The following is a 25,008-nucleotide window of genomic DNA, read 5'->3' on the forward strand; positions in this document are numbered from 1 at the left end:
TCAAGGTTGTACTTGGTACTCGTAGCTCGGATGAGGCTTTCACGATCATTTTCCACCACACAAGTTGGGCTGAGTAAGATCCATTAGTGTATCAGCATGGGTGGCAGTGGGTATGATCTAGAAGCTGAATCAATAAGTACACTACAGTGCGGGCGTACCTTACAAATTCAACAGACAGTGTGTTTGAAGTAGGGTTACGTCGTCAGATAAGAGGAAGTTCAGTATATAAGATATGTGTTCCAAATATTTCGCATCTGCAGGGTAGCGCTGGCAACCACAACAAAAGTACCAAAAAGCTTAAAGGAGTGGCTTGTAACAAGAAAAAAACACGGATATCAAACATATATATAGGCAATAGTTCTGAAGTCATAGGCCTTGCAGACAAGTAATAAGTAGTTTGTTTTGCTGGATAGGTATAGTTGCTTGGGTGGGAGGGTGTATGCTGCTGGTTGTATGGTGCAATAATCTGTAAAATTTCGGGCCATTAGAAAACTTAGAACGCCAATAAGGCACCTTTTTGGCTTTGCTTTCCAGCGCGAGCGTAAGCTGGAGGGCGGTAGCGTAACTCAAATTTCTGATTGGAGAGGGGCATGCAAGATTTGCTGTCACTGATTGGTCGTTCAAACCTGCTATTTACCAAAGATATTGAAAAACGTGAAGATGAACTTTGCGAAATTGTTCAAAAATCCAGTTTTCTCGTCCTCGGCGGGGCTGGTTCAATAGGTCAAGCAGTTACAAAAGAAATTTTTAAGAGAAATCCAAGAAAAATTCACGTAGTAGACATCAGTGAAAATAATTTAGTTGAGTTAGTTCGAGATATCAGAAGTACCTATGGGTATATATCTGGAGAATTTAAAACTTTTGCCTTAGATATTGGTTCAATTGAGTATGATGTTTTCTTCGAAAGTGATGGAAAGTACGATTATATTTTAAACTTGTCTGCATTAAAACATGTACGTAGCGAAAAAGATCCTTTCACATTAATGCGAATGATTGATGTGAATATTTTCAATACGATTAAAACCATTGATCAAGCAATTAGACATAATATAAAAAAATACTTCTGTGTTTCTACTGATAAGGCTGCCAATCCAGTTAATATGATGGGAGCATCAAAGCGGATCATGGAAATGTTTCTAATGGATAAAAGTAAAGATATTTCCATATCTACTGCTCGATTTGCCAACGTAGCGTTTTCAGATGGCTCTTTACTACATGGGTTTGATCAAAGGCTAAAAAAACAACAGCCCATAGTAGCACCGAATGATGTACGAAGATATTTTGTAACACCCAAAGAGTCTGGTGAACTTTGTTTGCTATCTTGTATCTTCGGGGATAACAGGGATATCTTTTTTCCTCAGTTAAGTGAGGATTTACATTTAATAAGCTTTGCAGATATTGCTGTGAAATACTTAAAGAATAATGGATTTACACCATACTTATGTGAAACAGAAGATGAAGCCCGAAAGGCCGCTGAAAATTTACCAATAAAGGGGCAGTGGCCATGCTTGTTTGTTAAAAGTGACACTACAGGAGAAAAGGATTTCGAAGAATTCCATACCTCTGATGAGCAACTGGACATTACTCGCTTCGAAAATTTGGGTATCGTAAAAAATGATCCTATCTATGATAAGTCAAAATTGGATAGCTTTGTGAAAAAAATAAAGGAAATGAAAGATAATAGACATTGGGTGAAAGATCAAATCGTAAAAGAATTTAATAAGTTAATACCTGAATTTGGTCATTTTGATACAGGTAAATACCTTGATGAAAAAATGTAAAACGCATGCAGTATTCATTATTCGATGATGTGGTAAGCTCTTCTTAAATACTAATCAAAATCAGCAGTAATAAAAATATTTGTTATGTTCTCAAATTGGTGTTGAAACAGATATGAAGATTCTATTCATAGGCTCTGTAAAATTCAGTTATGTACTTCTTGATGAATTGATAAGAGCGGGGGAAGATATATGTGGCGTAATAACTCTTTCAGAATCGAGCTTTAATTCCGATCACAAAGATCTTACTCCCCTTTGTAGGAATAGAATACCTGTTCTTTCACTTAAGAAAAATGATCATTCTAAAATTCTTGAGTTTGCAAGGGAGTGTGAGCCAGATGTCATCTATTGTTTCGGGTGGAGCTATTTATTAAAGAAAGAGCTACTGGAATATCCAGAAATTGGTGTCATTGGCTATCATCCAACACAATTACCAAGAAATAGAGGAAGACACCCATTAATTTGGACTTTAGCTCTTGGATTGAGGGAAAGCGCCAGTACTTTTTTTATAATGGGAGAGGGGGCTGATGATGGAGATATACTCTCTCAAGAGAGATTTGATATTTTAGAAGCTGACGATGCAGGTTCTGTTTACGAAAAATTATTAAAAATTGCATCGCGCCAAGTTGTAGAGTTTACAGAGCAATTAAAAATAGGAACTGCCAAGCCAATCACTCAAGAGTTCTCAACAGCCAATGAATGGAGAAAAAGGGGAGAAAAAGATGGCTTAATAGATTTTAGGATGTCTAAAGGAGCCATATATAATCTTGTAAGGGCTCTGACTCATCCCTATATAGGAGCACATATAACCTACAAAGGTTATAATGTACCTGTTTGGAAGGTCGAAAAAATTAATTATGAAAAGAAGAATATTGAGCCTGGTAAAATAATAGCGACTGATGGTAAATCGATAACTGTAAAATGCTATGATGGTGCGATTAAAATTGTTGATCATGGCTTTCAAAGTAGCCCTGCTGTTGGAGAATACTTTTAATGAAAGTTCTAGTGGTTGCTCCACACCCTGATGATGAAACACTGGGCTGCGGAGGGACAATTTTGAAGCATCTAGAATTGGGTGATGATGTAACTTGGCTTGTCTTTTCCAGGATGAGTCCTGATAATTACTCAGCTCAAAGTATAAACAAAAGAAACATTGAGTTAGAAAAAGTAAAAGAAATATACTCTGGAATAAAATTAATTAAACTAGATTTTAATACAACAGAATTAGATAGATATACAGATGGTGAAGTTGTTGGTGCATTTTCGAAAGTTCTAAATAAGGAGCGCAGTGAACATATATATCTTCCTTATTATAATGATGTCCACACAGACCATCATAAAGTTTTCACGGCATGTTCGACGGCAATTAAGAATTTCCGATACGGTTTTGTTAAAAAAATATTTATGTATGAAACTTTGTCTGAAACGAACTTTTTGAATAAACCTCAAATAGGATCTTTTTATCCTAATTCGTACTCTAATATTACAGCGTACTTAGATTTGAAAATTAGAGTTATGAAGGTATATGAAAGTGAAATTCAAGATCACCCATTTCCACGAAGTGAAGAAGCAATAAAAGCACTTGCGCTACTAAGAGGTAGTGAGTGTGGGGTTGAGTATGCTGAATCATTCATGATACTTAAAGAAACTTGGTGAAAAAAGAGGTTTACCTCTAAATTTAAGTGGCTAACAAAGCATTCGTTTTTTGATCTTAATAAAATTCAATCCAGTGCTCATTGCATGATAATAAGTTAAATGATGAATATTGAAAAAGGGTATTATACGCAGCAAGAGCTTAAATCTTTCAATTTTAATTATTTAGGCGAAGATGTTTTAGTTTCAAGAAATTCAACGATAATCGGTACAGAATATATAAGCATAAATAGTAATTCTCGTATTGATGACTATTGCACTTTAGTTGCTTCTGAAGAAGGCGAAATAATTATTGGAAAACATGTTCATATTGCTGGATATTCGCTTCTATCTGCAGGTAGTGGAATAGAGCTCCATGATTTTTCAGGAATATCGCATGGAGTGAAGATATATGGCAAGACTGATGATTATAGCGGGAAACATCTGACAAATCCGACGGTAAGCTCAGAGTTTACAGGAGCAGTTTCTGGAAAAGTCACACTAGGAAGACATACTATAATCGGTTCTGGCAGTGTAATACTACCTAGAGTTAATATTGGTGATGGAGTTGCAGTCGGTGCCAACTCGCTCGTAACAAAATCCCTAGATGAGTGGTGTATATATTTTGGTTCACCTGTAAAAAAAATTAAAAAAAGAAGTCAGGAACTTTTAAAGTTAGAAAAAAAATTTTTGAAGACTAAAGCATGACTAAGATTGCTTTCATTACAACAGTATTTCCAAGTATCTCTCAGTATATGGGGGGGTTCTTTTCTTCTCTGATGAATCAGACATATAATGATTTTGATATCGTTATTGTTAATGACGGATTAGAAGATGTAGGGTTAAGTATTCCAAACGCATTAAAGCAGCGGGTTATGATACTTGAACCGGGAACAAGTCCGGTTAAAAATAGAGAAATATTACTTAACCATACTAAGAAACAAGGATATGACATAGCCATTTGGGGAGATGCTGACGATTTATTTTATCCTAATAGAGTTGAGGCATCTGTTAATGGATTAAAGGGTAATGATATTTATGTAAATGAGCTTCAAACGTTTGGTAGTACTAAAGAAATAGATTTTGTAGGAACAAGACTGAAAAACAAAACCAGAATAGAGCATGGTTATATATTAGATAAGAACCTTTTCGGAATGACAAATACTGCAATGAGATTAAAACTCATTGAGGATGATTTTGTCTTTGCCGATGTAGTGGCCGCAGATTGGTATTTATTCTCAAGGTTGTTATCTAACGGGGCTAGGGCAATATATAGTAATGAGACTAAGAGCCACTACCGCCAACACTGTGAAAACCTGGTTGGATCTGGAAGAATCTGTGATTCAAAACTGGAATATGTTTTAAATGTTAGAGATCTACATTTCTCAGCGATGGCTGAAATTTCATCTTTATATAAAGAAATCTACGAAGAGAATTTGATACTACTAAATGCGGTTAAAAACCGTGAGCTTACCTGTGATAATAATCAAGTTCCCTCTAATATGGCTAACCCATTGTGGTGGGAATTACCTGAACTTGTAGCTAGGAAACAATTATGAGCACAACTTGTAAGATACTTGCGAAAGATGCAAAGCCCTATGTAATTGCAGAAATTGGGGCAAACCATAATGGAGACATGGATTTAGCGAGAAAGCTAATTGACCAGGCGAAAGAAGCTGGTGCAGATTGTGTGAAGTTTCAAAGCTGGACTAAAGATTCAGTATTTTGTCGAAAGAAGTATGAAGACAATTATTTTCTTGGAGATGATTACCGGGATAGAAATGACTACACCCTAGAAGAAATTGTTGAAGCTTACTCTGTATCAGAATCTGAGCTTATAATGCTAAAAGCTTACTGTGATGAAGTAGGAATTGATTTCAGCTCTACACCGTTTAGTAGAGAAGAAGCAGATTTCTTAGTTGATACTCTTGATGCACCTTTTGTTAAAGTCGCATCTATGGATTTGAATAACTATCCTTTTCTAGATTATTTAGCAAGAAAGGGAAAGCCAATAATTATATCAACTGGTTTTAGTGATCTAAACGAAATTGACAAAGCCATAAGTACAATTGAAAAGGCTGGGAATAAAGATATTGTAATTCTCCATTGTGTTTCTTCTTATCCTCCATGTGATTGTGATGTGAATCTTAATAATATAAAAACTCTGATGAGTATTTACCCTGAATATAATATTGGATTTTCAGATCACACAATTGGCATAGAGATTCCACTTGCAGCAGTTGCTTTAGGAGCCCGCGTAGTTGAAAAACATTTTACTCTAGATAAAGAAATGGAGGGTTGGGATCATAAGGTTTCTGCAAATTATGCAGAAATGTCTGCAATTACGAATGGAGCAAAGAGAATTCAGGATGCTCTAGGTAGTAAGCGGATCGTTGCTACAGAAACTCAAGAAAAGAAAGTTGAATTTCGTAGAAGCCTTGTTCTGAAGCGTAAAATGAAATCCGGTGAAGTGATCAGTATTAATGATATTGGTTTTAAGCGACCTGGTACTGGCTTGAAGCCTGAAATGGTAGAGTTCGTTGTTGGCTTAAAAATTAATAAAGATCTTGAATATGACCACATCATTCGAAAAGAGGATTTGATGTAATGCTGGCTGTAATTCCTGCAAGAGGTGGCTCTAAGGGGTTACCTCGAAAAAACATTTTGCCACTTGCAGGAAAACCTCTGATTCAATATACAATCGAGGCAGCTTTAAAATCCGCAGTTATTACAAGAGTAATTGTTTCAACAGATTGTAGTGAGATCGCTAAAGTAGCCAAAGATGCAGGAGCAGAAATTCCCTTTATTCGGCCGGGTCATCTGGCTGAAGATAGTTCCCTTGCCATAGATAACTACAAGCATTTGCTAGAATGGATTGATGAAAATGAAGGTCTAAAACTCTCAGAATTTTGTGTTTTGCAACCAACTTCACCTCTTAGAAGTAGTTATGATATCGACGAGGCTATCTCACTGTATAGTAAAAAGAAAGCAGATTCAGTAATCAGTTATTGCTACGAACATCACCCGATTCACTGGCACAGGTTTTTAGAAGATGATGGCAGGCTAATCAATGAACAAGAAGCATTACCAGAGCTAAAAAATCGACAGGATTATAAGGCATCAGTATACCCTAACGGTGCAATATATGTGTTTGACAGTAGGTTAATACATTTAGGTGTCTATGAAAGTGATAAAACTTTCGCATATGTTATGCCAAGGGAAAGGTCAGTTGATATAGATACAATTGAAGATTTTCAATATGCTGAATATTTGATTCACCGATCAGAAAACATTTAAAGAAATGTTGGATAAGTGAGTCTGAACATATTGTTTTATATAATAATTGTTCAGGACTAATGTCAATCATGGTTATCAGTGTATGAAAGTTACGAAATCAATTCAATGTGCATATGCCATTTTGTAGTTCTTGTGAATTCTAATGTCGATGTTACTTGTCAATAGTTATGAGTAGAATATTGGCACTTAATGATTTAAATCTAAGATATTTATTGTTCATTATGTAAGTTAAGGTAACAACTCATGTTGTTACCTTTTTAATAACTTGTGACTCTAAATTATTAGAGTATAAGTTCTTGGTGAGTACGAATGGTTAAATATTCTGTGAAACTTGAGGATGTCACCTCAATAACAGATATAATTAGGGCAATTGATGCTACTGGAGTTGGCTTTCTGGCGTTCGTTGACTGTCATAATAAGTTAATTGGAGTAGTGACTGACGGAGATCTTCGTAGAAGCATTCTTAAAGATTGTAGCTCGGTAAAAGAGGTTATAAATTATAACCCCATAACAATGCTAGAAGGGTCTTTAGAAGTTTCTATTGTATCAAAACTGAAAACTTTACACAGAAGGCATATGCCGCTGGTTGATGAAGAAAACAATCTCAAGGAAATTTTCATATTAGATGAGTATGAAATATGCTCTAAGGAAAATCATGTTGTTATTATGGCAGGGGGGCTAGGTAGCCGATTAGGTGAACTTACAAAAAATATACCTAAACCAATGCTTGATGTTGGTGGGAGACCAATGCTTTGTCATTTGATTGAGCAGTTTAGAGATCAAGGTTTTTTTAAGTTCATCCTTTGCGTTAATTATAAAAAAGAAGTCATTTCTCAATACTTTGGAGATGGCTCTAATTTTGGAGTTTCAATAACTTATATTGAAGAAGAGAAGAGACTTGGGACAGCAGGCGCTTTAAGTTTAATGTCGAATATAGACATAAGTGAATCATTCTTTGTAGTTAATGCTGATGTTCTTACTTCACTCTCTTATGTAGACATGCTTGACTTTCATTCGAAAAATAAAGCTGAAGTTACTATGTGCGTAAGAACATATGATTACACTATCCCTTACGGAGTTGTTGTCTCAGATGAAAATGGAAATGTAGAAAGTTTATATGAAAAACCAACACAATCCTTTAATGTAAATGCTGGAATATATGTTGTATCTAAGGCTGCTTTGCAACATATTCCAATAAATACCTTTTATGATATGCCTTCTTTAATTCTAAAAATATCTGGTAAGAATGGAGCTGCCAAAGTATATCCAATGAGGGATTACTGGATTGATATTGGAAAGAAAGAAGATTTATTAAAGGCACAAAATGATTTAAGCCTGTTTGCGTAGATTTATGATGAAAATATTGTGTTATGTTGGTCCTTGGTCAGACGATTATCTTGAAAACATTTCAAAAGAAATGTATCCAGATGGAGTTTCTGTACTCGCAAGCTTACACAAAACAGTTGATCAAAGTGGTTTAGTTGATGAGTATTATAAGAACTTAAAAAATAATAGGAATCAAGCGTTTGATTTTAAGGATGAAGAGAAGGATATCATAGAGCGATGCAGGTTACTGCGAAGTTTGTCAAAGAAAGAAGCTCTTCTTCACCTAAATTGTATGCGTGATGCTGTTGTTCAAGTATTTGATAAAGCTAATCCTGAAATTGTTATTTCAGAGACTATAGATTCTTATGTTATGGACTTGTTCCACAGGGAATCTTTGAAGCGAGGGATTTTATTCATTGGCCTGGTAAATGTATTTGCTAATGGGTATTTTAGAATTTCTTCTAGAGGAGAATATAATTATTTAAGAGAGCCAGATGAAAAAGAAATACAAAAATTCCTTTGTAATATTGAATCTACTGACTATTTACCATCATTTATTAAAAAAACCGGTAATGATTTAAATCTGGACGTCTTGAAAAGGTGGGTGAGGAACGCAATTAAAATACCATATTTTTCAATTAAAAGGTTAACATCAGGCGACTATTATAATTGTCACTATTGGCAAACAAAAATGTTAGCAAAAGAATGCTTTCAGTTTATGCCACCTTTGAATGTAGGTGATAAAAAGTGGAAGGAAAAATTATCTACGTATGATGGAACTACAATCTATGTTCCATTGCAAATGTGCCCTGAGGCAACTATTGATTATTGGTGTGAAGACTTAAACATCATCGACTATGAAAGAGAGCTATTATCATTTATCGCAGAACATAGTGATTTATGCTTTCTTGTCAAAGAGCACCCAAATGTTGTTGGCTATCGAAGTTCAGATTTTTACTCGAAGTTGGAACATCTCGAAAATGTAGTATTTTGTCCGCCAGAAGTAGCATCTAACTCATTGAAATCAAGCTATGATGCAGTCTTGGTTTGGACAGGTACTGTGGGTTTTGAGTGTGCTATTAGGGGGCTTCCGGTATTATGCTATTCACATCCATATTACTTTCCTAGTGAAAATTTTTATCAGCATATTAATAGTAAAACTACTTCTTCAGAGATTCGAGAGTATATAGATCAACATCCAAAAAGTATTTCTCAAGAATCAAAGGAGCAACTGGCAAGACATGTATTATCATGTATTGATTATGGAAAATTAATGGTTGATGGCTCTTGGTCTCTCAAATCAAATATGCTTGAGATGGAGCAAATATCCAAGTCAATTAAAAAATATATAGAAAGAAAAAATGCAAATCACTAAACGCTACTTTCTATATTTGTTGTTTTACACAATTGCAACATTGCTCTCATTCACTAAGTTCGGTTTTTTGGCAAAAGCATTATCAGTTGAGGGGTTTGGTCAATATTCCTTGGTAATGATATTGTATGTCTATATTATTTACGTGGGGGGATTTGGGTCGGGCGAGTATGTTTTAAAACTTACTTCCCAGAAGTACCATAATAATCAATGCTGTAATAACAATTTTGAGATTGCAGTCATATATGGAGTATTAGGGGTATCTTGTGTTGGCATTTTTTGCATACTGATTGGTTGGCTTTTTTTTGATGAGTATCTCGATATAATAATGTTGGTTGCATTGTTATCTTGTTGTGCCATTTTCTACAATATTATCGAGGCATACAATAGAGGTAAACAAGCTGTACTAGTATTTTCAAGTATGCTGCTAACTAAATCCATGATGGTATTATTATTAATGTACTTCATGGTTGATGAATACCAACTGCTAGGTGCATTTTTAAGTGAATGTCTATCATTTGTTCTCGTTGCTGCAGCATACTCCGTACCTTATTTTAGGAGAAGAAATTCAAAATTTGGTGGGTTAGTAAAGCAAGAATTACAACAAATTATCAAACATGGTTTTCATGTTAATCTCTCAAATGCCATTAAAAACTTTTCAACTAGTCTCGATAGATATTCTGTTGGATTAATTTGGGGAGTATATGGACTTGGAGTATATTCATTTTTAATGATTCCTTACCAGGGGATGATTTTAGCTAGTTCAATGTTGTTTGGAATACTTGGTCCAAAAATTGTGACATTGCTTGTAAATAATGATGGAAAAGTACTATTTAATAAATGGATTTATAAAGTTATAGCGTTCTTTTTGATTGTTGGCAGTCTTACCGCTCCAATATTTGGGTACTTCGCAACTTTCCTCGTAGATAAGTTCTACCCTGATTACGCAATAATGGAAACTGGATACATTCTATCGATAATATATTTTTCAGCGATTATTGTCGCTGCAATATCATTTTTTGATTGGTATTTTATTGGAATATCAAAGGAGAAATTTGTTTCTATTTCTTCCACAGTATCCGTTTCAGTTATGGTACTTGCCTTTCCATATTTTTATTATTTTGATGGGGAAATACATCAGTTCGCATCTGTAATAATGATTTCACGTTTTGCTTCACTACTAGTATGTATATTGGTATATAGAAGAGAGTATATCCATAGTTAACTAGGTAATTTATAAAGTTGTATTTCTCTCTTCTGAACAACTTCTATTAAGAAAACTCAACAATGCTTGCGTTACTAGGTCAATTTATGTCTCACAAAATAAAATAATTAGCACCTGAAAAATTAAGTTCTAGTACGTGATTATTTCAAGCCCATTAAATTTGGCTGTGCATTCATACTTACATATTTCTATATGTGCAACGTGTAGTTGTACTTTTTACAAAAATTGTGATGATTAGAGAGAAACTTTTGAAAGTAGAGGTGCAGGATAACCTTACAAATACAGGTTATTATATTGGTAAATATTTTTTTATAATATTATTAGCTATTATTTCCTTGGGTCTTATTACAGACATGGGATATTGGCTTATAGGAAAATGGGTTGCAAACTTCCCAAAATTATTTTTTTATCCGGCAATCATAATTATGGTCTGCAGTTTTATGATTAGGATGAAAATTCCTGATGATATTTTTATAAAGTACATGTTGATATATGGGCCGGTGGTAGTAATTTACGGACTTTTTTGTAACCCTTTCAATAAAGCAACATTAGCTCACCTGTTTCCTTTGTCTCTACCTATTCTCGGAATATCATTCGGTTATTTTCTGGCAAAAGAGCAGCCAGCAACTTTCCAATACTTCCATTCAAAGATATTCTCAGCTGGCTATATATTGTCCTTTATGACAATCATCTATTTCTTCCTCGTCTATCTGGGTTATATCCCATACTATGGAGCTGGTGTTCTTTTTGCTTATCCAGTATTTTATAGTGCGTTAAAAAGAAAGTATTTCCTTTTATTGCTTTTTATAGTCGCTGCTACTTTAACAGGAAAGCGCTCTGTATTACTGGCAATTCTAGCTGTTTTGTTCCTGTATTATTTTGTTAATTTTCAAAATAAAAAAAGACTAATATATGGATTGCTAGTTATATTTCTTGTTAGCTTTTTTCTTTTTGGCGTTTATCATGCGAATATTGGTTCTGATTATGGAATGATGGGTAGATATTTCAGGTTTATTGATGCTGTGGTTGGTTTTGATCCAGACAATTATAACCTTGATTTATTAAATGAAGTGACTAGTGGTCGAATATATGATGCCTTGGCAGCGTATGATGCTGTAGATGATAATGCACTGAACATTGCCTTTGGGCGTGGTTTAGGGGCCACTTTTACATTCTTTTATGGTGAAGATAATATTAAGTTTACAACTCATTACTCACATTTTACTCCCATTGCGTATTTGTTTTTGGGGGGGCTGTTCTTAGCAATTCCAGTGTATTTAAAGCTCCTGTCTCTTCTTTATTACTCTGTAATTAATAAAAAAAGTTTATACTCGATGCTGTTTATATATTACTTCATCATGGGTCTTATCGGTGGAGCAATTTTCTTTACAGATCCTTTTGTCTGGTTTGTCACTGGCGTTGTTCTTTACCAAAAAGAACATAATAAAGTGTCTTTGCCGCATTTATATCTTTAAGGCGTTGATATGGAATATGGAATTTGTACAAAATGTGTGATGGACACATCAGATCCGAATATAAAATTCAATGATCAAGGTGTGTGTGACTATTGTAGTAACTTTGAAACAGAAATAGTACCAAACTGGCACACAGGTGAGAAAGGCTCATCTCAATTACAAACAATTGCTAATAAGATTAAGTCTGCAGGAATTGGTAAGGATTTTGATTGCATTATTGGATTAAGTGGGGGCTTAGACAGCTCATATACTGCTTATATTGCTAAAGAAATTATGGGGCTAAGGCCTTTATTATTCCATGTAGATGCAGGCTGGAATACTGATCAGGCAGTTGGAAATATTGAAAAGTTAGTTGATGGCCTTGGGCTTGATTTGTATACAGAGGTTATAAACTGGGAGGAGATGAAGGATCTTCAAGTAGCATTTCTTAAATCCCAAATTTCCGATCAAGATATGCCTCAAGATGTTGCATTCTTTTCGGCTCTGTATAAGTTTGCTCGTAAACACGACATAAAATACGTTCTTACAGGAGGGAACTTCTCTACAGAATGTTGTCGAGAACCTGAAAATTGGGGGGCATATCCAGGTATTGATAAAAAGCTTATTAATGATATACATTCACAGTTTGGCAAGAAAAAATTATCTTCATTCCCAATAATTGATATTTTTACTTACAAGATTTTTTACCAAAAAATTCTTGGAATGAAGATAGTAAAACCCCTTAACTACGTTCCATATATAAAGAGTGAAGCGGAATCAACACTTGAGAAATCATATGGTTGGAAGAGATTTCAGCATAAACATCATGAGTCTCGTTTTACTAGATTTTATGAAGACTATTGGATGCCGCGTAAGTTTGGTTATCAAAAACGCCGGGCACACTTTTCTAGTCTAATTATGACTGGTCAGATGACTAGAAAAGAAGCACTTGAAAGATTGTGTAAACCAGAAATGGATGAACACTTCTTGACTCAAGAATTTGAATTTGTTGCCAATAAATTGGGTTTGTCCACAACCGAGCTGAAAATGTTATTTGATGGAAAAAATAAAACCTATAACGATTACAAGAACAAACGGTGGGCTATTGGGCTAGGGGCACAGGTTATGCGACTTTTGGGCTTGGAAAGAAGGCTTTTTCGATGATTCATGTTGTTGATTATGGTTTGGGAAATATTCAGGCTTTTTTGACCATGTATAAAAAGCTTGGAATTGATGCAACAAGAGCTTGTAATGAAGATCAATTAACGGATGTTTCTAAGGTTATTCTTCCTGGAGTTGGCGCCTTTGATCATGCCATGAATCTTTTGAATGCATCTGGTATGCGTAAGAGACTCGAGGAGCTTGTTAATTGCGAACAGATTCCAGTTTTAGGAGTCTGTGTTGGAATGCAAATTCTTGCAAGTTCTAGTGAGGAGGGGGTTTGTGATGGTCTCAGCTGGGTTGATGCCAATGTCTGCAGTTTTGCAAACAACCCCGCATCCTCAAGCCTTCCAATGCCGCACATGGGCTGGAATGATGTATATCCCCATAGTGAATCTGGTTTATTCAAGGGTTTTTCAGATGATGCCAGGTTTTACTTTCTTCACTCTTATTATTTTGATTGTAAGGATCAAAGTAATAGATTGGCATCTGCCGAATACGGATTCAATCTTTGTTGTGCAGTCCAAAAAGATAATATCTTTGGAGTGCAGTTTCATCCGGAAAAAAGCCACCATTGGGGGGCTATGTTGCTGAAAAATTTTGCGGAGCTTTGACGTGCTAAGACCTCGGATAATTCCTTGCTTACTTGTTCACCAGCGCGGTTTAGTCAAAACAGTTGAGTTCAAGAACCCAAAATATGTAGGCGACCCAATAAATGCTGTTAAAATTTTCAATGAAAAAGAGGCTGATGAACTAGTAGTTCTTGATATAGATGCAACTGTTGAAGGTAAAGAACCTGATTATAAAATGATTGAACATTTAGCCGCAGAATGTCGAATGCCTCTTTGTTATGGAGGAGGAGTACGAACAGTTGAGCAAGCTAAAAGAATAATCGGGTTAGGGGTTGAAAAAGTCGCAATTAGTTCGGCTGCGATCAGTAATAGCAGCTTTGTAACAGATGTATCAGACGCTATAGGTAGACAAAGTGTAGCTGTAGTTATTGATGTTAGAAAAAAAACAGGGCTATTTTCAAAGGGGTATTCAGTATGTACTCACAATGGAAGAAAAGTGCATAAGGTGAACCCTGTTGATCTTGCTTTAGAAATGCAAAAGGCTGGTGCTGGGGAAGTTGTAATCAATTCTATTGACAATGATGGACATATGAATGGATATGACTTTGATATGGCTAGTACGATGCGAAGGGAGCTTGGAGTACCTCTAACTATACTCGGTGGTTGTGGGAAATTGGAGGATATCGAGAAATTAATATCTTCATGTGGAGTTGTTGGCTGCTCTGCAGGCAGCTTATTTGTTTTTAAAGGGCCTTATAAGGCTGTATTGATAAACTATCCAAACTCAGAGCTGAAAGACAAGATTTGTATGTCTGGTTTAGCCACTTACGCAGAGAAATAAAAATTGTTTAGAGGAAAGAGCGTCTTAATCACTGGCGGTACTGGTTCTTTTGGAAATGCTGTACTTGATAGATTTCTAGATACTGAGATCGCAGAAATAAGAATTTTCAGTCGTGATGAAAAGAAGCAAGATGATATGCGTAAAAAATACGCATGTTCAAAGCTTAGGTTTTACGTTGGTGATGTGCGAGATTACCAGAGTATTCTAAATGCATCGCGTGGAGTCGATTATATTTTCCATGCTGCAGCCTTAAAGCAGGTACCATCGTGTGAATTTCACCCAATGGAAGCTGTTAAGACAAATATTCTTGGTACAGATAATGTCTTGGAAGCTGCGATACAAAATGAAGTTCGACGTGTAGTTTGTCTGAGCACTGATAAGGCGGTATACCCTATTAACGCAATGGGTATTTCCAAGGCGATGATGGAAAAGGTCATGGTGGCCAAATCGCGAAGTGTCAATGCTGAAAGAACTATTATTTGTGGCACTCGTTATGGGAATGTAATGGCTTCACGTGGCTCAGTTATACCGTTATTTGTTGAGCAAATTCGCGCTGATAAACCAATTACGGTGACTGATCCGAATATGACCAGGTTCATGATGACGCTGGAAGATGCTGTGGACTTGGTGCTATATGCCTTTGAACATGGTAATAACGGTGATATGTTTGTTCAGAAGGCTCCTGCAGCGACTGTTGGTATTCTCGCAAAAGCATTGTGTAAACTATTGGGGAAACCTGAGCACCCTCTCAAAGAGATTGGAACGCGTCATGGGGAAAAACTCTATGAAGCTTTATTAAGTAGGGAAGAAATGGTATGTGCTGAAGATCTTGGAGGATACTACCGTATTCCACCTGATCTTCGTGATTTAAATTACAGCAAGTTTGTTGAGCAGGGAGAAGAGGAAATATCCCATGCCGAGGACTATAACTCTCATAATACTAACCAGTTAGATGTCGTCGCAATGGAGAAGATGTTATTAAAGCTAAAGTATATTCGATCTGTATGTGAAGGGTGCTTCATTAGTCCGGAGATTTAAAACATGCGAGTATTGATCACTGGCTCAAATGGCTTCATTGGAAAGAACCTCCTTTTGCATTTAAAAGAGCGAAAAGATATTGAAGTAGTAACATTTGATAGAAATGACCACATAGATGACCTAATCAAGTCTCTATCTGGGATTGATTTTATATTTCATCTTGCTGGAATTAATCGACCAAAAGATCCTAAAGAATACCAGAGTGGTAATGTTGGTTTAACCGACCATCTTGCCAGATCTATAGCATACTCCAAATGTAAAGCCCCTATTATATACACTTCCTCTATCCAGGCAGATCTAGATAATGATTATGGAAAATCAAAAAGGGCAGCTGAAGAAGTACTTATTTCATTAAGAGATAAATATGAAATTCCGGTGTATATTTATCGTTTGCCGAATGTTTTTGGTAAGTGGTCAAGGCCAAAATATAATTCTGTAGTTGCAACATTTTGTCATAATATTGCAAATGATATTCCCGTTGAAATTCATGACCGTGATTCATTGCTAAATCTGGTGTACATCGATGATGTAATTGACACGTTCGTCAATCAAATGGATGGCATAAATCAAGTGAATGTGGATCAGGTAAAAAATCCATATTATGAAGTTGATCAAAAGTACAAGACAACGGTTGGCAAGTTGGCAGATCAACTTTATCAATTTAAGAAAAGCCGAATAAACTTACAAACAGAAAATGTTGGTGGCGGGCTTGTTCGTGCGCTGTATTCAACATACCTCAGTTATCTTCCGAAGGAATCATTCAAATATGAAATTCCTTCACATCAAGATTCACGAGGTACCTTTGTTGAAATGCTAAAGACAAATGATGCTGGCCAATTCTCATATTTTACAGCACATCCTGGAATAACTCGAGGGGGACATTATCATCATACAAAAACTGAAAAATTCTTGGTGATAAAGGGCACAGCTAAGTTCAAATTTAAGAATATGGTATCAGGCGAATGTCATGAAGTCATTACAAATGGAAACGAGCCGCAAATTGTAGAAACTGTTCCAGGGTGGAGTCATGATATTACAAATATTGGCGAAGATGAGTTGATTGTTATGTTATGGGCTAATGAAATTTTCGATAGACAAAGACCAGACACATATTCATGTCAATTAACCCATTCGGCTTGAACCATTTAGAATAGATGATAATGAAACAAATGAAAGTAATGACCGTGGTAGGAACCCGGCCTGAAATTATTCGCTTATCTCGTGTAATTGCAAAGCTTGATCAGTGTTGTGATCATATTCTTGTGCATACTGGGCAGAATTATGATTATGAATTAAATGAGATATTCTTCCAGGATTTAGGAATACGCAAACCTGACTTTTTTCTTGAGGCAGCAGGAAGAAGTGGTGCAGAAACGATTGGAAATGTAATTATCGCCGTTGATCGTATTCTTCAGAAAGTATGTCCTGACGCTGTACTTGTGCTGGGGGATACAAATAGCTGTATGGCAGTGTTACCTGCTAAGCGTAGAAAAATTCCTACCTTCCATATGGAAGCAGGAAATCGCTGTTTTGATATGCGTGTGCCAGAAGAAATAAATCGCCGTATTGTTGATCATACTTCAGATATAAATCTAACCTATAGTACAATTGCACGTGACTACCTATTAGCTGAAGGGTTGCCTCCAGATCGTATCATTAAAACTGGGAGTCCAATGTTTGAAGTCTTGGGATACTATAAGGATGGTATTGAGTCATCCGAAGTTCTCCAGCGACTTGGCTTGAAAAAGGGTAATTATTTTGTTGTAAGCGCACACCGTGAAGAAAATATTGATTCAGATAAAAACTTCATGAAACTTGTTAATACTCTGAATTTAGTTGCAGAAAAATACAATCTACCCGTGATAGTGTCAACTCATCCTAGGACAAAGAAAAAAATCGATAGCTTAGGTATACAATTCAACGAAAAAATTCAACTTCTTAAACCTTTGGGGTTTAAGGATTACAACAAACTTCAATTGAATGCTAAAGTAGTTTTGTCTGATAGCGGAACAATAAACGAAGAGTCTTCTATACTCGATTTTCCTGCACTCAATATACGTGAAGCCCATGAGCGTCCCGAAGGTATGGAAGAAGGGGCTGTGATGATGGTTGGTTTAGAGGCCTGTCGCGTTATGCAAGGACTTGATTTACTTAACGATGATTCTAGTAGTAATGAGGCGGGAAGGAAAATGCGTTTGGTCAATGATTATAGCATGCCAAATGTTGCTGAAAAGGTTGTTCGCATAATAGTAAGCTACCGAGATTATGTAATGCGTACTGTATGGAAACAGTACTAATGTTTGAAAGAACAGAAATAGCTATTGTAAATAGAAGTTTTTGGCCGGCTAATCAGGTGATTGGAGAGGCGTTGTTACGCTTTGCAGAAAGTGCATCGGCTAAAAAGTCAGTTACTGTCATTACACAGAGCAGTGATAATTTACATTCCTTACTCGATAATAATCAAAGAGGAAATGGTGTATTATTCAAGGTATGTAAATCCTTAACTACTTCATCCAGCAGTATTGTTATAAGGGCTCTTGAAGCAATTTACTTTATGCTTTGGGTTGCGGCCTGTTTAATAATGATGCGACCTAAAAAAGTATATGTGGCAACAGATCCACCTATTTTGGTTCCCTTTATTGTTTATATCTACAGTAGAATATCCGGTTCAAAATACTACTATCACCTTCAGGACATTCATCCGGAAGCAGCAAATATTGTTGTTCCACTTTATGGACCTTTGTATAAGCTATTAAAGTTCATAGATAACATTACAATATCTAATGCTTCTGCAGTTATTACATTATCTGATGATATGAGTTCTTATCTTAAGAAAAGATCGTCATCTGATGTAGCAACATACTTGGTTGATAACCCATCATTTGAAGTTAACAGTAGTAATTATGAGAAATCGAAGAAGAGAGGTATTGTTTTTTGTGGAAATGCTGGCCGCCTTCAACGTATTCCGCTATTGATTTCTTCAATACGTAGCTATTTAGATAATGGCGGTAAGGCTGAATTCACATTTATAGGATCAGGAATCTTTACTCAGGACCTTGAGTTGTTAGCAAAATCATACCCACAGGTATCTTGTATGGGGTATTTGCCAGCACCGGAAGCTGCTTCAGTTGTTAAGCAATTCCCATGGGCGATGTTACCAATTGATGATGAGGTGACGCACTATGCCTTTCCAAGTAAATCATCTTCATATGTATTATCTGGATGCCAGATATTGGCCATATGTGGAAGAGAAACATCTGTTTCAAAGTGGATTATTGATAACAATCTTGGAATTACTGTTAACCCAGATGAGAAAGAACTGGTAAAAGCATTTTTTTTACTAGAGTCACAGCTAGATATTTCTTTAGAATGTTCCGAAGAACTTAAAAATAAACTTAGCATTGATTATTTTGTTGATCGTATTATTAACATAGTGTGTAGTGGCTAAGACAAATGTTAAAACGTCTCATTGATATTATTTTATCCGCATGTGCTTTAATTATTTTTTCACCAGCCATGTTATATGTCTCATGGAAAATATCTAGATCAATGGGCTTACCAGTAATTTTCCGACAAACTCGGCCTGGGAAGGATGGAAAGCCTTTCGAAATGATTAAGTTTCGAACTATGAAAAATGCCATGGATAAAAGTGGAAATTTCCTTCCAGATAATGAACGTCTTACTCCTTTCGGATTATTTTTACGTAGAACCAGCTTAGATGAATTGCCTGAGTTTTGGAATGTATTAAAAGGTGATATGAGCTTGGTAGGCCCGAGGCCTTTGCTTATGCAGTACCTGCCACTTTACTCAGCACAACAGTTTCGTCGCCATGAAGTTAAACCAGGTATTACAGGTTGGGCACAAATAAATGGAAGAAATGCAATTTCATGGGATGAAAAATTTATATTTGATGTATGGTACGTTGATAATAATACCTTGTGGCTGGATTTTAAAATTCTCATTCTTACTGTTAAGAAGGTTATATTTCGAGAAGGTATCAGTGCAGATGATCATGCAACAATGCCATTTTTTGAAGGAAGTGATGCTTCATCGCTAGCGACAAGTCGAGAAAAAGATGAATGAACCAATAATTTAAATAACTGTGTCTGAAATTAATGTTTTATATGTATCTGCGAGGCATAGTGTTTTTTTAAATCAACACTTTAGAAGATATTAATGTGTTGGATATCAGTGATTCTTTATATGCTGATGATGTTAGAAAGTCAGTGCAGGTATCATATATTGCTAATATAAAATTTTAGTTCAAAGAACTCACTCTCCTAATTACACGTCACACTTGTATGTTTAAGTAATAAGTGTCAAGTAAACTTGCTGATACCTTTTGTTGATTCAGGATTAGGCTTTTTTGTTAGAAGTAAATGTTTATCTCTAAAGATCGGAATAACAGCATTGCTCATTATGGAATTGTCAAAGTCGATTGTATGTTGAGCCTGAACAATAAGTCTATGTGACAGATTGTCTCGGAAAAGAATTTATTGCATTAAAGAAAAGGAATATTCATCTTGTAGTTATCTAAATTATGACTATAAGCTGGTATCCAAATAGATTCTTTGATGATACTTAAAAGTTTTATTAATTAGAAATTGTAAATTATGTTAAATACTTCATTATCGCCTTGGCCATCATACACTGAAGAAGAAGCAAATGCTGTACGCAGTGTTTTACTTTCTAATAAAGTAAATTACTGGACTGGGAGCGAAAGTCGGGAATTTGAAAATGAATTTGCGAAATGGTGTGGATCTGAGTATGCAGTAGCAGTTGGAAATGGAACACTGGCTTTAGATATTGCATTAAAAGCCTTGGATGTAAAATGTGGTGATGAGGTAATTGTAACCTCACGTACTTTTCTTGCTTCAGTTAGTTGTATCGTCAATGCAGGTGCAACTCCAGTTTTTGCAGATGTAGACAGAGATACCCAAAATATTACTGCTGAGACAATTAAGAAAGTAATTACTCCCAAGTCTAAAGCAATAATCTGTGTTCACTTGGCTGGGTGGCCTTGTGAAATGGATGATATTAACCTTCTTGCCAAAGAGCATAATCTATTTGTTATTGAAGATTGTGCTCAGGCTCATGGCGCAAAGTATAAAGGCCAGAGAGTTGGTTCTTTAGGTGATATTGGGGCATGGTCTTTTTGTCAAGATAAAATAATGACAACTGGTGGTGAGGGGGGAATGGTCACCACTAATAATAAAGAACTATGGAATAAAATGTGGTCTTATAAAGATCATGGAAAATCATATGATGCGGTATATAACCGAGAGCATCCACAGGGGTACCGTTGGTTGCATGAATCTTTTGGAACAAACTGGCGTATTACTGAGATGCAATCTGCGATTGGGCGGATTCAATTAAAACGCATGAGCGATTGGACCAACAAACGAGCAGAAAATTCTGATATACTTGGTGAGGTTTGTAGATCTATTCCTGCCCTTAGGGTACCTGTTCCACCGAATCATATAGAGCATGCTTGGTATAAATATTATGCTTTCGTGAGACCTCACTTCTTGAATGATGGTTGGACTAGAGCGCGGATCATAGATGAAATTAATAGCCGTGGTATACCTTGCTTCCAAGGATCTTGTTCTGAGGTATATTTAGAGAAAGCATTCGATGGTAGTGGTTTACGCCCTGATGAACCGCTTCCTGTTGCTAAAGAACTTGGTGAGACAAGCCTTATGTTTCTTGTACACCCGACTTTGCTTGAGAGCGAAATTAAAAAGACAGCTGCAGTGATAAAAGAAGTGATGAGCATCGCATCTTAACTGCTATAATTAACATCAGGAAAAACCTAGAATGCGTCAGCTTCTGCTTTCACTTCCTCGCTCAAGAAAAAGGCTCATAGGTGTACTGTTCGACACTATTGCTATTATAGTTTGTCTCGAGCTTGCGTTTTACATTCGCATTGGGATTACTGATTCAATTATTCATTATTTTCCTACATATATAATTGCGATTGTTACCACTCTTCCCATTCTTGTTCGAATGGGTTTGTATCGAGCAGTGTTGAGGTATATGGGAACTGATTCTATTGTTACCATACTAAAAGCCTGTAGTTATGCTGCAATTTGTCTGATGCTTTTTGGATTTATGTTTGGTCAGAATCATCTTCCTCGGTCAATACCTTTCATCTATTGGCTTATGCTGCTTCCAGTGATGACCATATCTCGTTACCTTATGCGCTCTTGGCTCCTGGGTGAAACGCTTGCTGATATTTTTCCAGAATTTTTTCCTAGAAAAATTGGTCATTCATCCCATGGAGTACCCGTTGCTATTTATGGTGCGGGTGCTGCTGGAGTGCAATTAATGTCTGCCCTTGACAAAGGGCTTGAGTATCAGCCAGTAGCATTTTTAGACGATAAAAGAGATAACGCTGGTCGTGCAATTCAGGGGCGAAAAATTTATCGCCCTAAGCATTTTAATCAAATGCTTCAGGAAAGTGGTGCACAAGAAATATTATTGGCAATCCCTTCGGCAACAAGGTCACGCCGAAAGCAAATTGTACAAACACTTGAGCAATTTGGGTTACCGATTCGTTCAATCCCGTCTATGGCGGATTTAGCAAGCGGTCGCATGAAAATGCAGGAGATTCAGAATGTTGATATTGGTGATGTTCTAGGAAGGGAAGAGGTTGCCCCAAGGGAAGGTTTGTTAGAACTATGCATAACGGGTAGAGCAGTTCTAGTAACAGGTGCAGGGGGATCAATTGGATCTGAACTTTGTAGGCAAATCCTCCAGCAAAGGCCAAGTTGCTTAGTTCTTTACGATCATTCTGAATTTAACCTATACGCAATTGAGCAAGATTTACGGAGGATGCAAGAAACACTTTCCGAATGTCGCCTAACAAAAATTCCTGCTGTACTTGGATCAGTAAATGATCCTCAGAGATTAGTCGAAACCATGAGTCGTTTCAGTATCGGAACGGTTTATCATGCCGCAGCATATAAGCATGTGCCAATGGTTGAACATAATATTGAGGAGGGCCTGCGAAACAATACTTTGGGGACTCTTTACGCTGCACAGGCCGCAATCATCACCAATGTAGAGCGTTTTGTTCTGATCTCAACGGATAAGGCTGTACGGCCCACAAATATTATGGGGGCATCTAAGAGACTTGCTGAAATGGTGCTGCAAGGATTAGCTGATGAAAAAATTGTAAAACTTTACCATGCAGAGCGGTTTGGTTTTAAAAAGGAAGAATCCTTTTTGGTTTCAACATGCTTTACCATGGTGCGTTTTGGAAATGTCCTCGGTTCAAGTGGATCAGTCATCCCGCTGTTTAGGGAGCAGATACGTACAGGTGGACCTGTCACTGTGACTCATCCAGAAATCAATCGTTACTTTATGACCATTCCTGAAGCGGCATTATTGGTAATTCAAGCTGGTGCTATGGCGACAGGAGGAGAGGTTTTTGTCTTAGATATGGGTAAGCCAGTAAAAATAACCTCACTGGCTAAACGAATGATCAACCTTTCGGGGTTAACTGTAAAAGATGAGAATAATCCTGATGGTGATATTTCTATAACTTTTACAGGGCTGAGACCTGGTGAAAAACTTTATGAAGAACTTTTGATTGGTGACAATGTACATTTCACTGACCATCCAAAGATTAGTATGGCGGTTGAGACAAAGGAAAAGTGGCTAGGCTTTTGTGACCAACTTGATAGGATATTAATTATTCTCAATAGAAGAGATTTTGATGAGCTAAAAGTTGTCTTATCAAAATATATTCATGGATTCTCATCGACTTCGAGTGTTGTAGATTGGATGAGTCAGGATAGAGTAGCAGAAACGAGTAGTCAGAGAGTAGTGGAGGCCCACGAATAATAGGCCTCCAACAATTTCTAGACTTACAATTTTAACCTTGCTTCGATACCTGCTAATAGGGAGATTGGTAAGAAGAAGAGCAGCCACTGGAAATCTGGCCTTACTAGGAAACTATATGAGTCTGTTAACATTCCAACAAAACCAAATATAAGAAGTAGTGATGCTGCTCTTTTTAGAAAGCAAGTTCTTCCTGTTAGTCCAATTTTTAATCCATATATTATTACAAGTAAATATAGGGTGGCGGCAGGTATGCCCCAATAATAAGCTATGTTAAGAGGAATGTTATGTGGCTGGAAGAAATGTACTCCTTGGCAGGTTGCTTCAAAACTATTACTTATGCCATGGCCATAAAGAGGCGCTCTTGAAATATATTCGATAGTTTGTTGCCAAAGTGGTACGCGACAATTCAGTCCGTCTGAGATGGCATATTGTATCTGAGAAATTATCTCTTCAAAGAATATTAAAAACATTATCCCGGATACAATGCAAGTTGTGATTATTAGATATTTTTTCAAAGGATATTCTTGTGAAAATATTCCTACAATTGTCATGGCTATAAAAGCAATAAGGGGACCTCTCGATCCTGATAAGAGAATAAAGATTGCTAAAATAATCAATCCAGCCACTGCCAGAGGCCATGTTTTTTTGTTAGGGAGCGTTGAAAGCAGATACCCTAAAAAAATGGAAGTAAAGCATCCATAATACAGGGAAGCTAATATGGGGTTATTAAAATCTGCGAATTCTCCAATTTCTAGTCCAGCTATTCTATAGCCACTTCCTCCAAGCCCAAGTGCTCGAATTCCCATTTGTTTGTCGAGAATACCATAGTGATGAGTCATCGTAATTAATGCAAATGCAGTGGCAATGATTGCAGAAATAAATAAAATTTTCTCTGTGCTTACTCTTTTTGAGTAGATTACAAGTGTTCTTATTACATAGAGATAGAGAGAGATTTTTAATACTCTGTTGATTTCATAATTAAAGCTTAACGCTTCGCTTGTGAAAAATGGATTTATGATTATCCATAAAAAAAGGAGAATGATGAGCTTTTCACTTGTGGTCATTTCCTTAGATTGGAATCTAAACTTGCTTTTATAAGTGTTTATTGTCAGCAATATTAATCCAGGGAAAAGACACCAAATGTATGTTTGAGTTATATATCCACCATTAGACCCTATCCAGAGCATGCCTGTAAGCTGCAGAAATACCCCAAACGGTAACAAATAGTTTTTGATCAAGAAATCAAGTTGCTCAAGCCACTTTGGTGAGTAACGTGCAGGTGCTACTGCCATATTCGAACTCATTGTTTAATGCTAAAAGATTACAAAGGGATACACTTTACATTAATATAGGCAGACTGTGCATTGTAATATACAGAAATTATTGTGCCTATGTTTGCTTGGCAGTAAGTATACAGAAACTATGGGGGAGGGTGCTCAAATTCTGAGCAAATTTTCAAGCACT

The 25,008-nt window shown here is 36.3% G+C and carries 22 protein-coding genes; 21 read left to right on the forward strand and 1 reads right to left on the reverse strand.

The genetic code is table 11. From position 1 onward, the window contains the following. The first annotated feature begins 590 nt into the window (after positions 1 to 590). The 21 genes from M3P05_RS19085 to M3P05_RS19185 all read left to right on the forward strand — a co-directional run bounded on the left by M3P05_RS19085 (position 591) and on the right by M3P05_RS19185 (position 23,544). Positions 591 to 1,781 carry a UDP-N-acetylglucosamine 4,6-dehydratase gene (locus tag M3P05_RS19085; RefSeq protein ID WP_249701708.1) on the forward strand — a complete coding sequence of 397 codons (1,191 nt, stop codon included), beginning with the start codon at positions 591 to 593 and terminating at the stop codon, positions 1,779 to 1,781. 112 nt (positions 1,782 to 1,893) lie between these two features. Further along, positions 1,894 to 2,772, forward strand: coding sequence for a formyltransferase family protein (locus tag M3P05_RS19090; RefSeq protein ID WP_249701709.1), 879 nt, complete (start codon positions 1,894 to 1,896; stop codon positions 2,770 to 2,772). After that, positions 2,772 to 3,434 carry a PIG-L deacetylase family protein gene (locus tag M3P05_RS19095; protein ID WP_249701710.1) on the forward strand — a complete coding sequence of 221 codons (663 nt, stop codon included), beginning with the start codon at positions 2,772 to 2,774 and terminating at the stop codon, positions 3,432 to 3,434. The genes M3P05_RS19090 and M3P05_RS19095 overlap by 1 nt, the downstream gene beginning before the upstream one ends. A 99-nt stretch (positions 3,435 to 3,533) precedes the next feature. Beyond that, positions 3,534 to 4,118, forward strand: coding sequence for an acyltransferase (locus M3P05_RS19100; protein WP_249701711.1), 585 nt, complete (start codon positions 3,534 to 3,536; stop codon positions 4,116 to 4,118). Then, on the forward strand, positions 4,115 to 4,969 hold the full coding sequence (locus M3P05_RS19105) for a glycosyltransferase (protein WP_249701712.1): 855 nt from the start codon (positions 4,115 to 4,117) through the stop codon (positions 4,967 to 4,969). The genes M3P05_RS19100 and M3P05_RS19105 overlap by 4 nt, the downstream gene beginning before the upstream one ends. After that, the gene (locus M3P05_RS19110) at positions 4,966 to 6,018 is read left to right on the forward strand and encodes an N-acetylneuraminate synthase family protein (protein WP_249701713.1); all 1,053 of its coding nucleotides are present in this window, start codon (positions 4,966 to 4,968) and stop codon (positions 6,016 to 6,018) included. The genes M3P05_RS19105 and M3P05_RS19110 overlap by 4 nt, the downstream gene beginning before the upstream one ends. Next, positions 6,018 to 6,707, forward strand: a complete 690-nt coding sequence (locus M3P05_RS19115) for an acylneuraminate cytidylyltransferase family protein (protein ID WP_249701714.1) — start codon at positions 6,018 to 6,020, stop codon at positions 6,705 to 6,707. The genes M3P05_RS19110 and M3P05_RS19115 overlap by 1 nt, the downstream gene beginning before the upstream one ends. A gap of 309 nt (positions 6,708 to 7,016) precedes the next feature. Beyond that, a complete protein-coding gene (locus M3P05_RS19120) occupies positions 7,017 to 8,054 on the forward strand; it encodes a nucleotidyltransferase family protein (protein WP_249701715.1) in 1,038 nt (345 codons plus the stop codon). A 4-nt stretch (positions 8,055 to 8,058) separates the two neighbouring features. Further along, positions 8,059 to 9,408, forward strand: a complete 1,350-nt coding sequence (locus M3P05_RS19125) for a capsular polysaccharide export protein, LipB/KpsS family (RefSeq protein ID WP_249701716.1) — start codon at positions 8,059 to 8,061, stop codon at positions 9,406 to 9,408. Continuing rightward, positions 9,395 to 10,630 (forward strand): lipopolysaccharide biosynthesis protein, encoded by a 1,236-nt coding sequence (locus tag M3P05_RS19130; protein ID WP_249701717.1) that lies wholly within the window; start codon positions 9,395 to 9,397, stop codon positions 10,628 to 10,630. The genes M3P05_RS19125 and M3P05_RS19130 overlap by 14 nt, the downstream gene beginning before the upstream one ends. A 194-nt stretch (positions 10,631 to 10,824) precedes the next feature. After that, complete coding sequence (locus M3P05_RS19135; protein WP_249701718.1) at positions 10,825 to 12,105, forward strand: hypothetical protein; 1,281 nt, start codon at positions 10,825 to 10,827, stop codon at positions 12,103 to 12,105. A 9-nt stretch (positions 12,106 to 12,114) separates the two neighbouring features. After that, positions 12,115 to 13,248 carry an N-acetyl sugar amidotransferase gene (locus M3P05_RS19140; RefSeq protein ID WP_249701719.1) on the forward strand — a complete coding sequence of 378 codons (1,134 nt, stop codon included), beginning with the start codon at positions 12,115 to 12,117 and terminating at the stop codon, positions 13,246 to 13,248. Further along, complete coding sequence (gene hisH, locus M3P05_RS19145; RefSeq protein WP_249701720.1) at positions 13,245 to 13,859, forward strand: imidazole glycerol phosphate synthase subunit HisH; 615 nt, start codon at positions 13,245 to 13,247, stop codon at positions 13,857 to 13,859. The genes M3P05_RS19140 and hisH overlap by 4 nt, the downstream gene beginning before the upstream one ends. A 1-nt stretch (position 13,860) precedes the next feature. Next, positions 13,861 to 14,658 (forward strand): AglZ/HisF2 family acetamidino modification protein, encoded by a 798-nt coding sequence (locus M3P05_RS19150; RefSeq protein ID WP_249701721.1) that lies wholly within the window; start codon positions 13,861 to 13,863, stop codon positions 14,656 to 14,658. A gap of 3 nt (positions 14,659 to 14,661) precedes the next feature. Continuing rightward, positions 14,662 to 15,696 carry a polysaccharide biosynthesis protein gene (locus M3P05_RS19155; RefSeq protein ID WP_249701722.1) on the forward strand — a complete coding sequence of 345 codons (1,035 nt, stop codon included), beginning with the start codon at positions 14,662 to 14,664 and terminating at the stop codon, positions 15,694 to 15,696. 3 nt (positions 15,697 to 15,699) lie between these two features. Continuing rightward, the gene (gene wbjC, locus M3P05_RS19160) at positions 15,700 to 16,836 is read left to right on the forward strand and encodes a UDP-2-acetamido-2,6-beta-L-arabino-hexul-4-ose reductase (protein WP_249701723.1); all 1,137 of its coding nucleotides are present in this window, start codon (positions 15,700 to 15,702) and stop codon (positions 16,834 to 16,836) included. Positions 16,837 to 16,856: 20 nt separating this feature from the next. Then, positions 16,857 to 17,993: a non-hydrolyzing UDP-N-acetylglucosamine 2-epimerase gene (wecB, locus tag M3P05_RS19165; protein WP_249701724.1), complete on the forward strand. Its 1,137-nt coding sequence runs from the start codon at positions 16,857 to 16,859 to the stop codon at positions 17,991 to 17,993. Next, positions 17,993 to 19,144: a glycosyltransferase family protein gene (locus tag M3P05_RS19170; RefSeq protein ID WP_249701725.1), complete on the forward strand. Its 1,152-nt coding sequence runs from the start codon at positions 17,993 to 17,995 to the stop codon at positions 19,142 to 19,144. Before wecB ends, M3P05_RS19170 begins: the two co-directional genes overlap by 1 nt. A 5-nt stretch (positions 19,145 to 19,149) precedes the next feature. After that, positions 19,150 to 19,779 (forward strand): sugar transferase, encoded by a 630-nt coding sequence (locus M3P05_RS19175; protein WP_249701726.1) that lies wholly within the window; start codon positions 19,150 to 19,152, stop codon positions 19,777 to 19,779. Between the two features lie 530 nt (positions 19,780 to 20,309). Next, positions 20,310 to 21,482, forward strand: a complete 1,173-nt coding sequence (locus M3P05_RS19180; protein WP_249701727.1) for a DegT/DnrJ/EryC1/StrS family aminotransferase — start codon at positions 20,310 to 20,312, stop codon at positions 21,480 to 21,482. A gap of 31 nt (positions 21,483 to 21,513) precedes the next feature. Beyond that, positions 21,514 to 23,544 carry a polysaccharide biosynthesis protein gene (locus M3P05_RS19185; RefSeq protein ID WP_249701728.1) on the forward strand — a complete coding sequence of 677 codons (2,031 nt, stop codon included), beginning with the start codon at positions 21,514 to 21,516 and terminating at the stop codon, positions 23,542 to 23,544. Between the two features lie 23 nt (positions 23,545 to 23,567). Here M3P05_RS19185 and M3P05_RS19190 read toward each other — a convergent pair whose 3' ends face one another. After that, positions 23,568 to 24,836, reverse strand: a complete 1,269-nt coding sequence (locus tag M3P05_RS19190) for an O-antigen ligase family protein (RefSeq protein WP_249701729.1) — start codon at positions 24,834 to 24,836, stop codon at positions 23,568 to 23,570. Between the last annotated feature and the right edge of the window lie 172 nt (positions 24,837 to 25,008).

This window comes from Parendozoicomonas callyspongiae, from assembly GCF_023502345.1.
Lineage (GTDB): Bacteria > Pseudomonadota > Gammaproteobacteria > Pseudomonadales > Endozoicomonadaceae > Sansalvadorimonas > Sansalvadorimonas callyspongiae.

Bases quoted from the DNA above. Each gene is read 5' to 3' on its own strand.
- M3P05_RS19180 (WP_249701727.1), top strand. From the start codon at position 20,310: ATGTTAAATACTTCATTATCGCCTTGGCCATCATACACTGAAGAAGAA.
- M3P05_RS19175 (WP_249701726.1), top strand. From the start codon at position 19,150: ATGTTAAAACGTCTCATTGATATTATTTTATCCGCATGTGCTTTAATT.
- wbjC (WP_249701723.1), top strand. From the start codon at position 15,700: ATGCGAGTATTGATCACTGGCTCAAATGGCTTCATTGGAAAGAACCTC.
- M3P05_RS19190 (WP_249701729.1), bottom strand. From the start codon at position 24,836: ATGGCAGTAGCACCTGCACGTTACTCACCAAAGTGGCTTGAGCAACTT.
- M3P05_RS19170 (WP_249701725.1), top strand. From the start codon at position 17,993: ATGTTTGAAAGAACAGAAATAGCTATTGTAAATAGAAGTTTTTGGCCG.
- M3P05_RS19110 (WP_249701713.1), top strand. From the start codon at position 4,966: ATGAGCACAACTTGTAAGATACTTGCGAAAGATGCAAAGCCCTATGTA.
- M3P05_RS19100 (WP_249701711.1), top strand. From the start codon at position 3,534: ATGATGAATATTGAAAAAGGGTATTATACGCAGCAAGAGCTTAAATCT.
- M3P05_RS19185 (WP_249701728.1), top strand. From the start codon at position 21,514: ATGCGTCAGCTTCTGCTTTCACTTCCTCGCTCAAGAAAAAGGCTCATA.
- M3P05_RS19140 (WP_249701719.1), top strand. From the start codon at position 12,115: ATGGAATATGGAATTTGTACAAAATGTGTGATGGACACATCAGATCCG.
- M3P05_RS19115 (WP_249701714.1), top strand. From the start codon at position 6,018: ATGCTGGCTGTAATTCCTGCAAGAGGTGGCTCTAAGGGGTTACCTCGA.
- M3P05_RS19085 (WP_249701708.1), top strand. From the start codon at position 591: ATGCAAGATTTGCTGTCACTGATTGGTCGTTCAAACCTGCTATTTACC.
- M3P05_RS19105 (WP_249701712.1), top strand. From the start codon at position 4,115: ATGACTAAGATTGCTTTCATTACAACAGTATTTCCAAGTATCTCTCAG.
- hisH (WP_249701720.1), top strand. From the start codon at position 13,245: ATGATTCATGTTGTTGATTATGGTTTGGGAAATATTCAGGCTTTTTTG.
- M3P05_RS19125 (WP_249701716.1), top strand. From the start codon at position 8,059: ATGATGAAAATATTGTGTTATGTTGGTCCTTGGTCAGACGATTATCTT.
- M3P05_RS19130 (WP_249701717.1), top strand. From the start codon at position 9,395: ATGCAAATCACTAAACGCTACTTTCTATATTTGTTGTTTTACACAATT.
- wecB (WP_249701724.1), top strand. From the start codon at position 16,857: ATGAAACAAATGAAAGTAATGACCGTGGTAGGAACCCGGCCTGAAATT.
- M3P05_RS19090 (WP_249701709.1), top strand. From the start codon at position 1,894: ATGAAGATTCTATTCATAGGCTCTGTAAAATTCAGTTATGTACTTCTT.
- M3P05_RS19120 (WP_249701715.1), top strand. From the start codon at position 7,017: ATGGTTAAATATTCTGTGAAACTTGAGGATGTCACCTCAATAACAGAT.
- M3P05_RS19095 (WP_249701710.1), top strand. From the start codon at position 2,772: ATGAAAGTTCTAGTGGTTGCTCCACACCCTGATGATGAAACACTGGGC.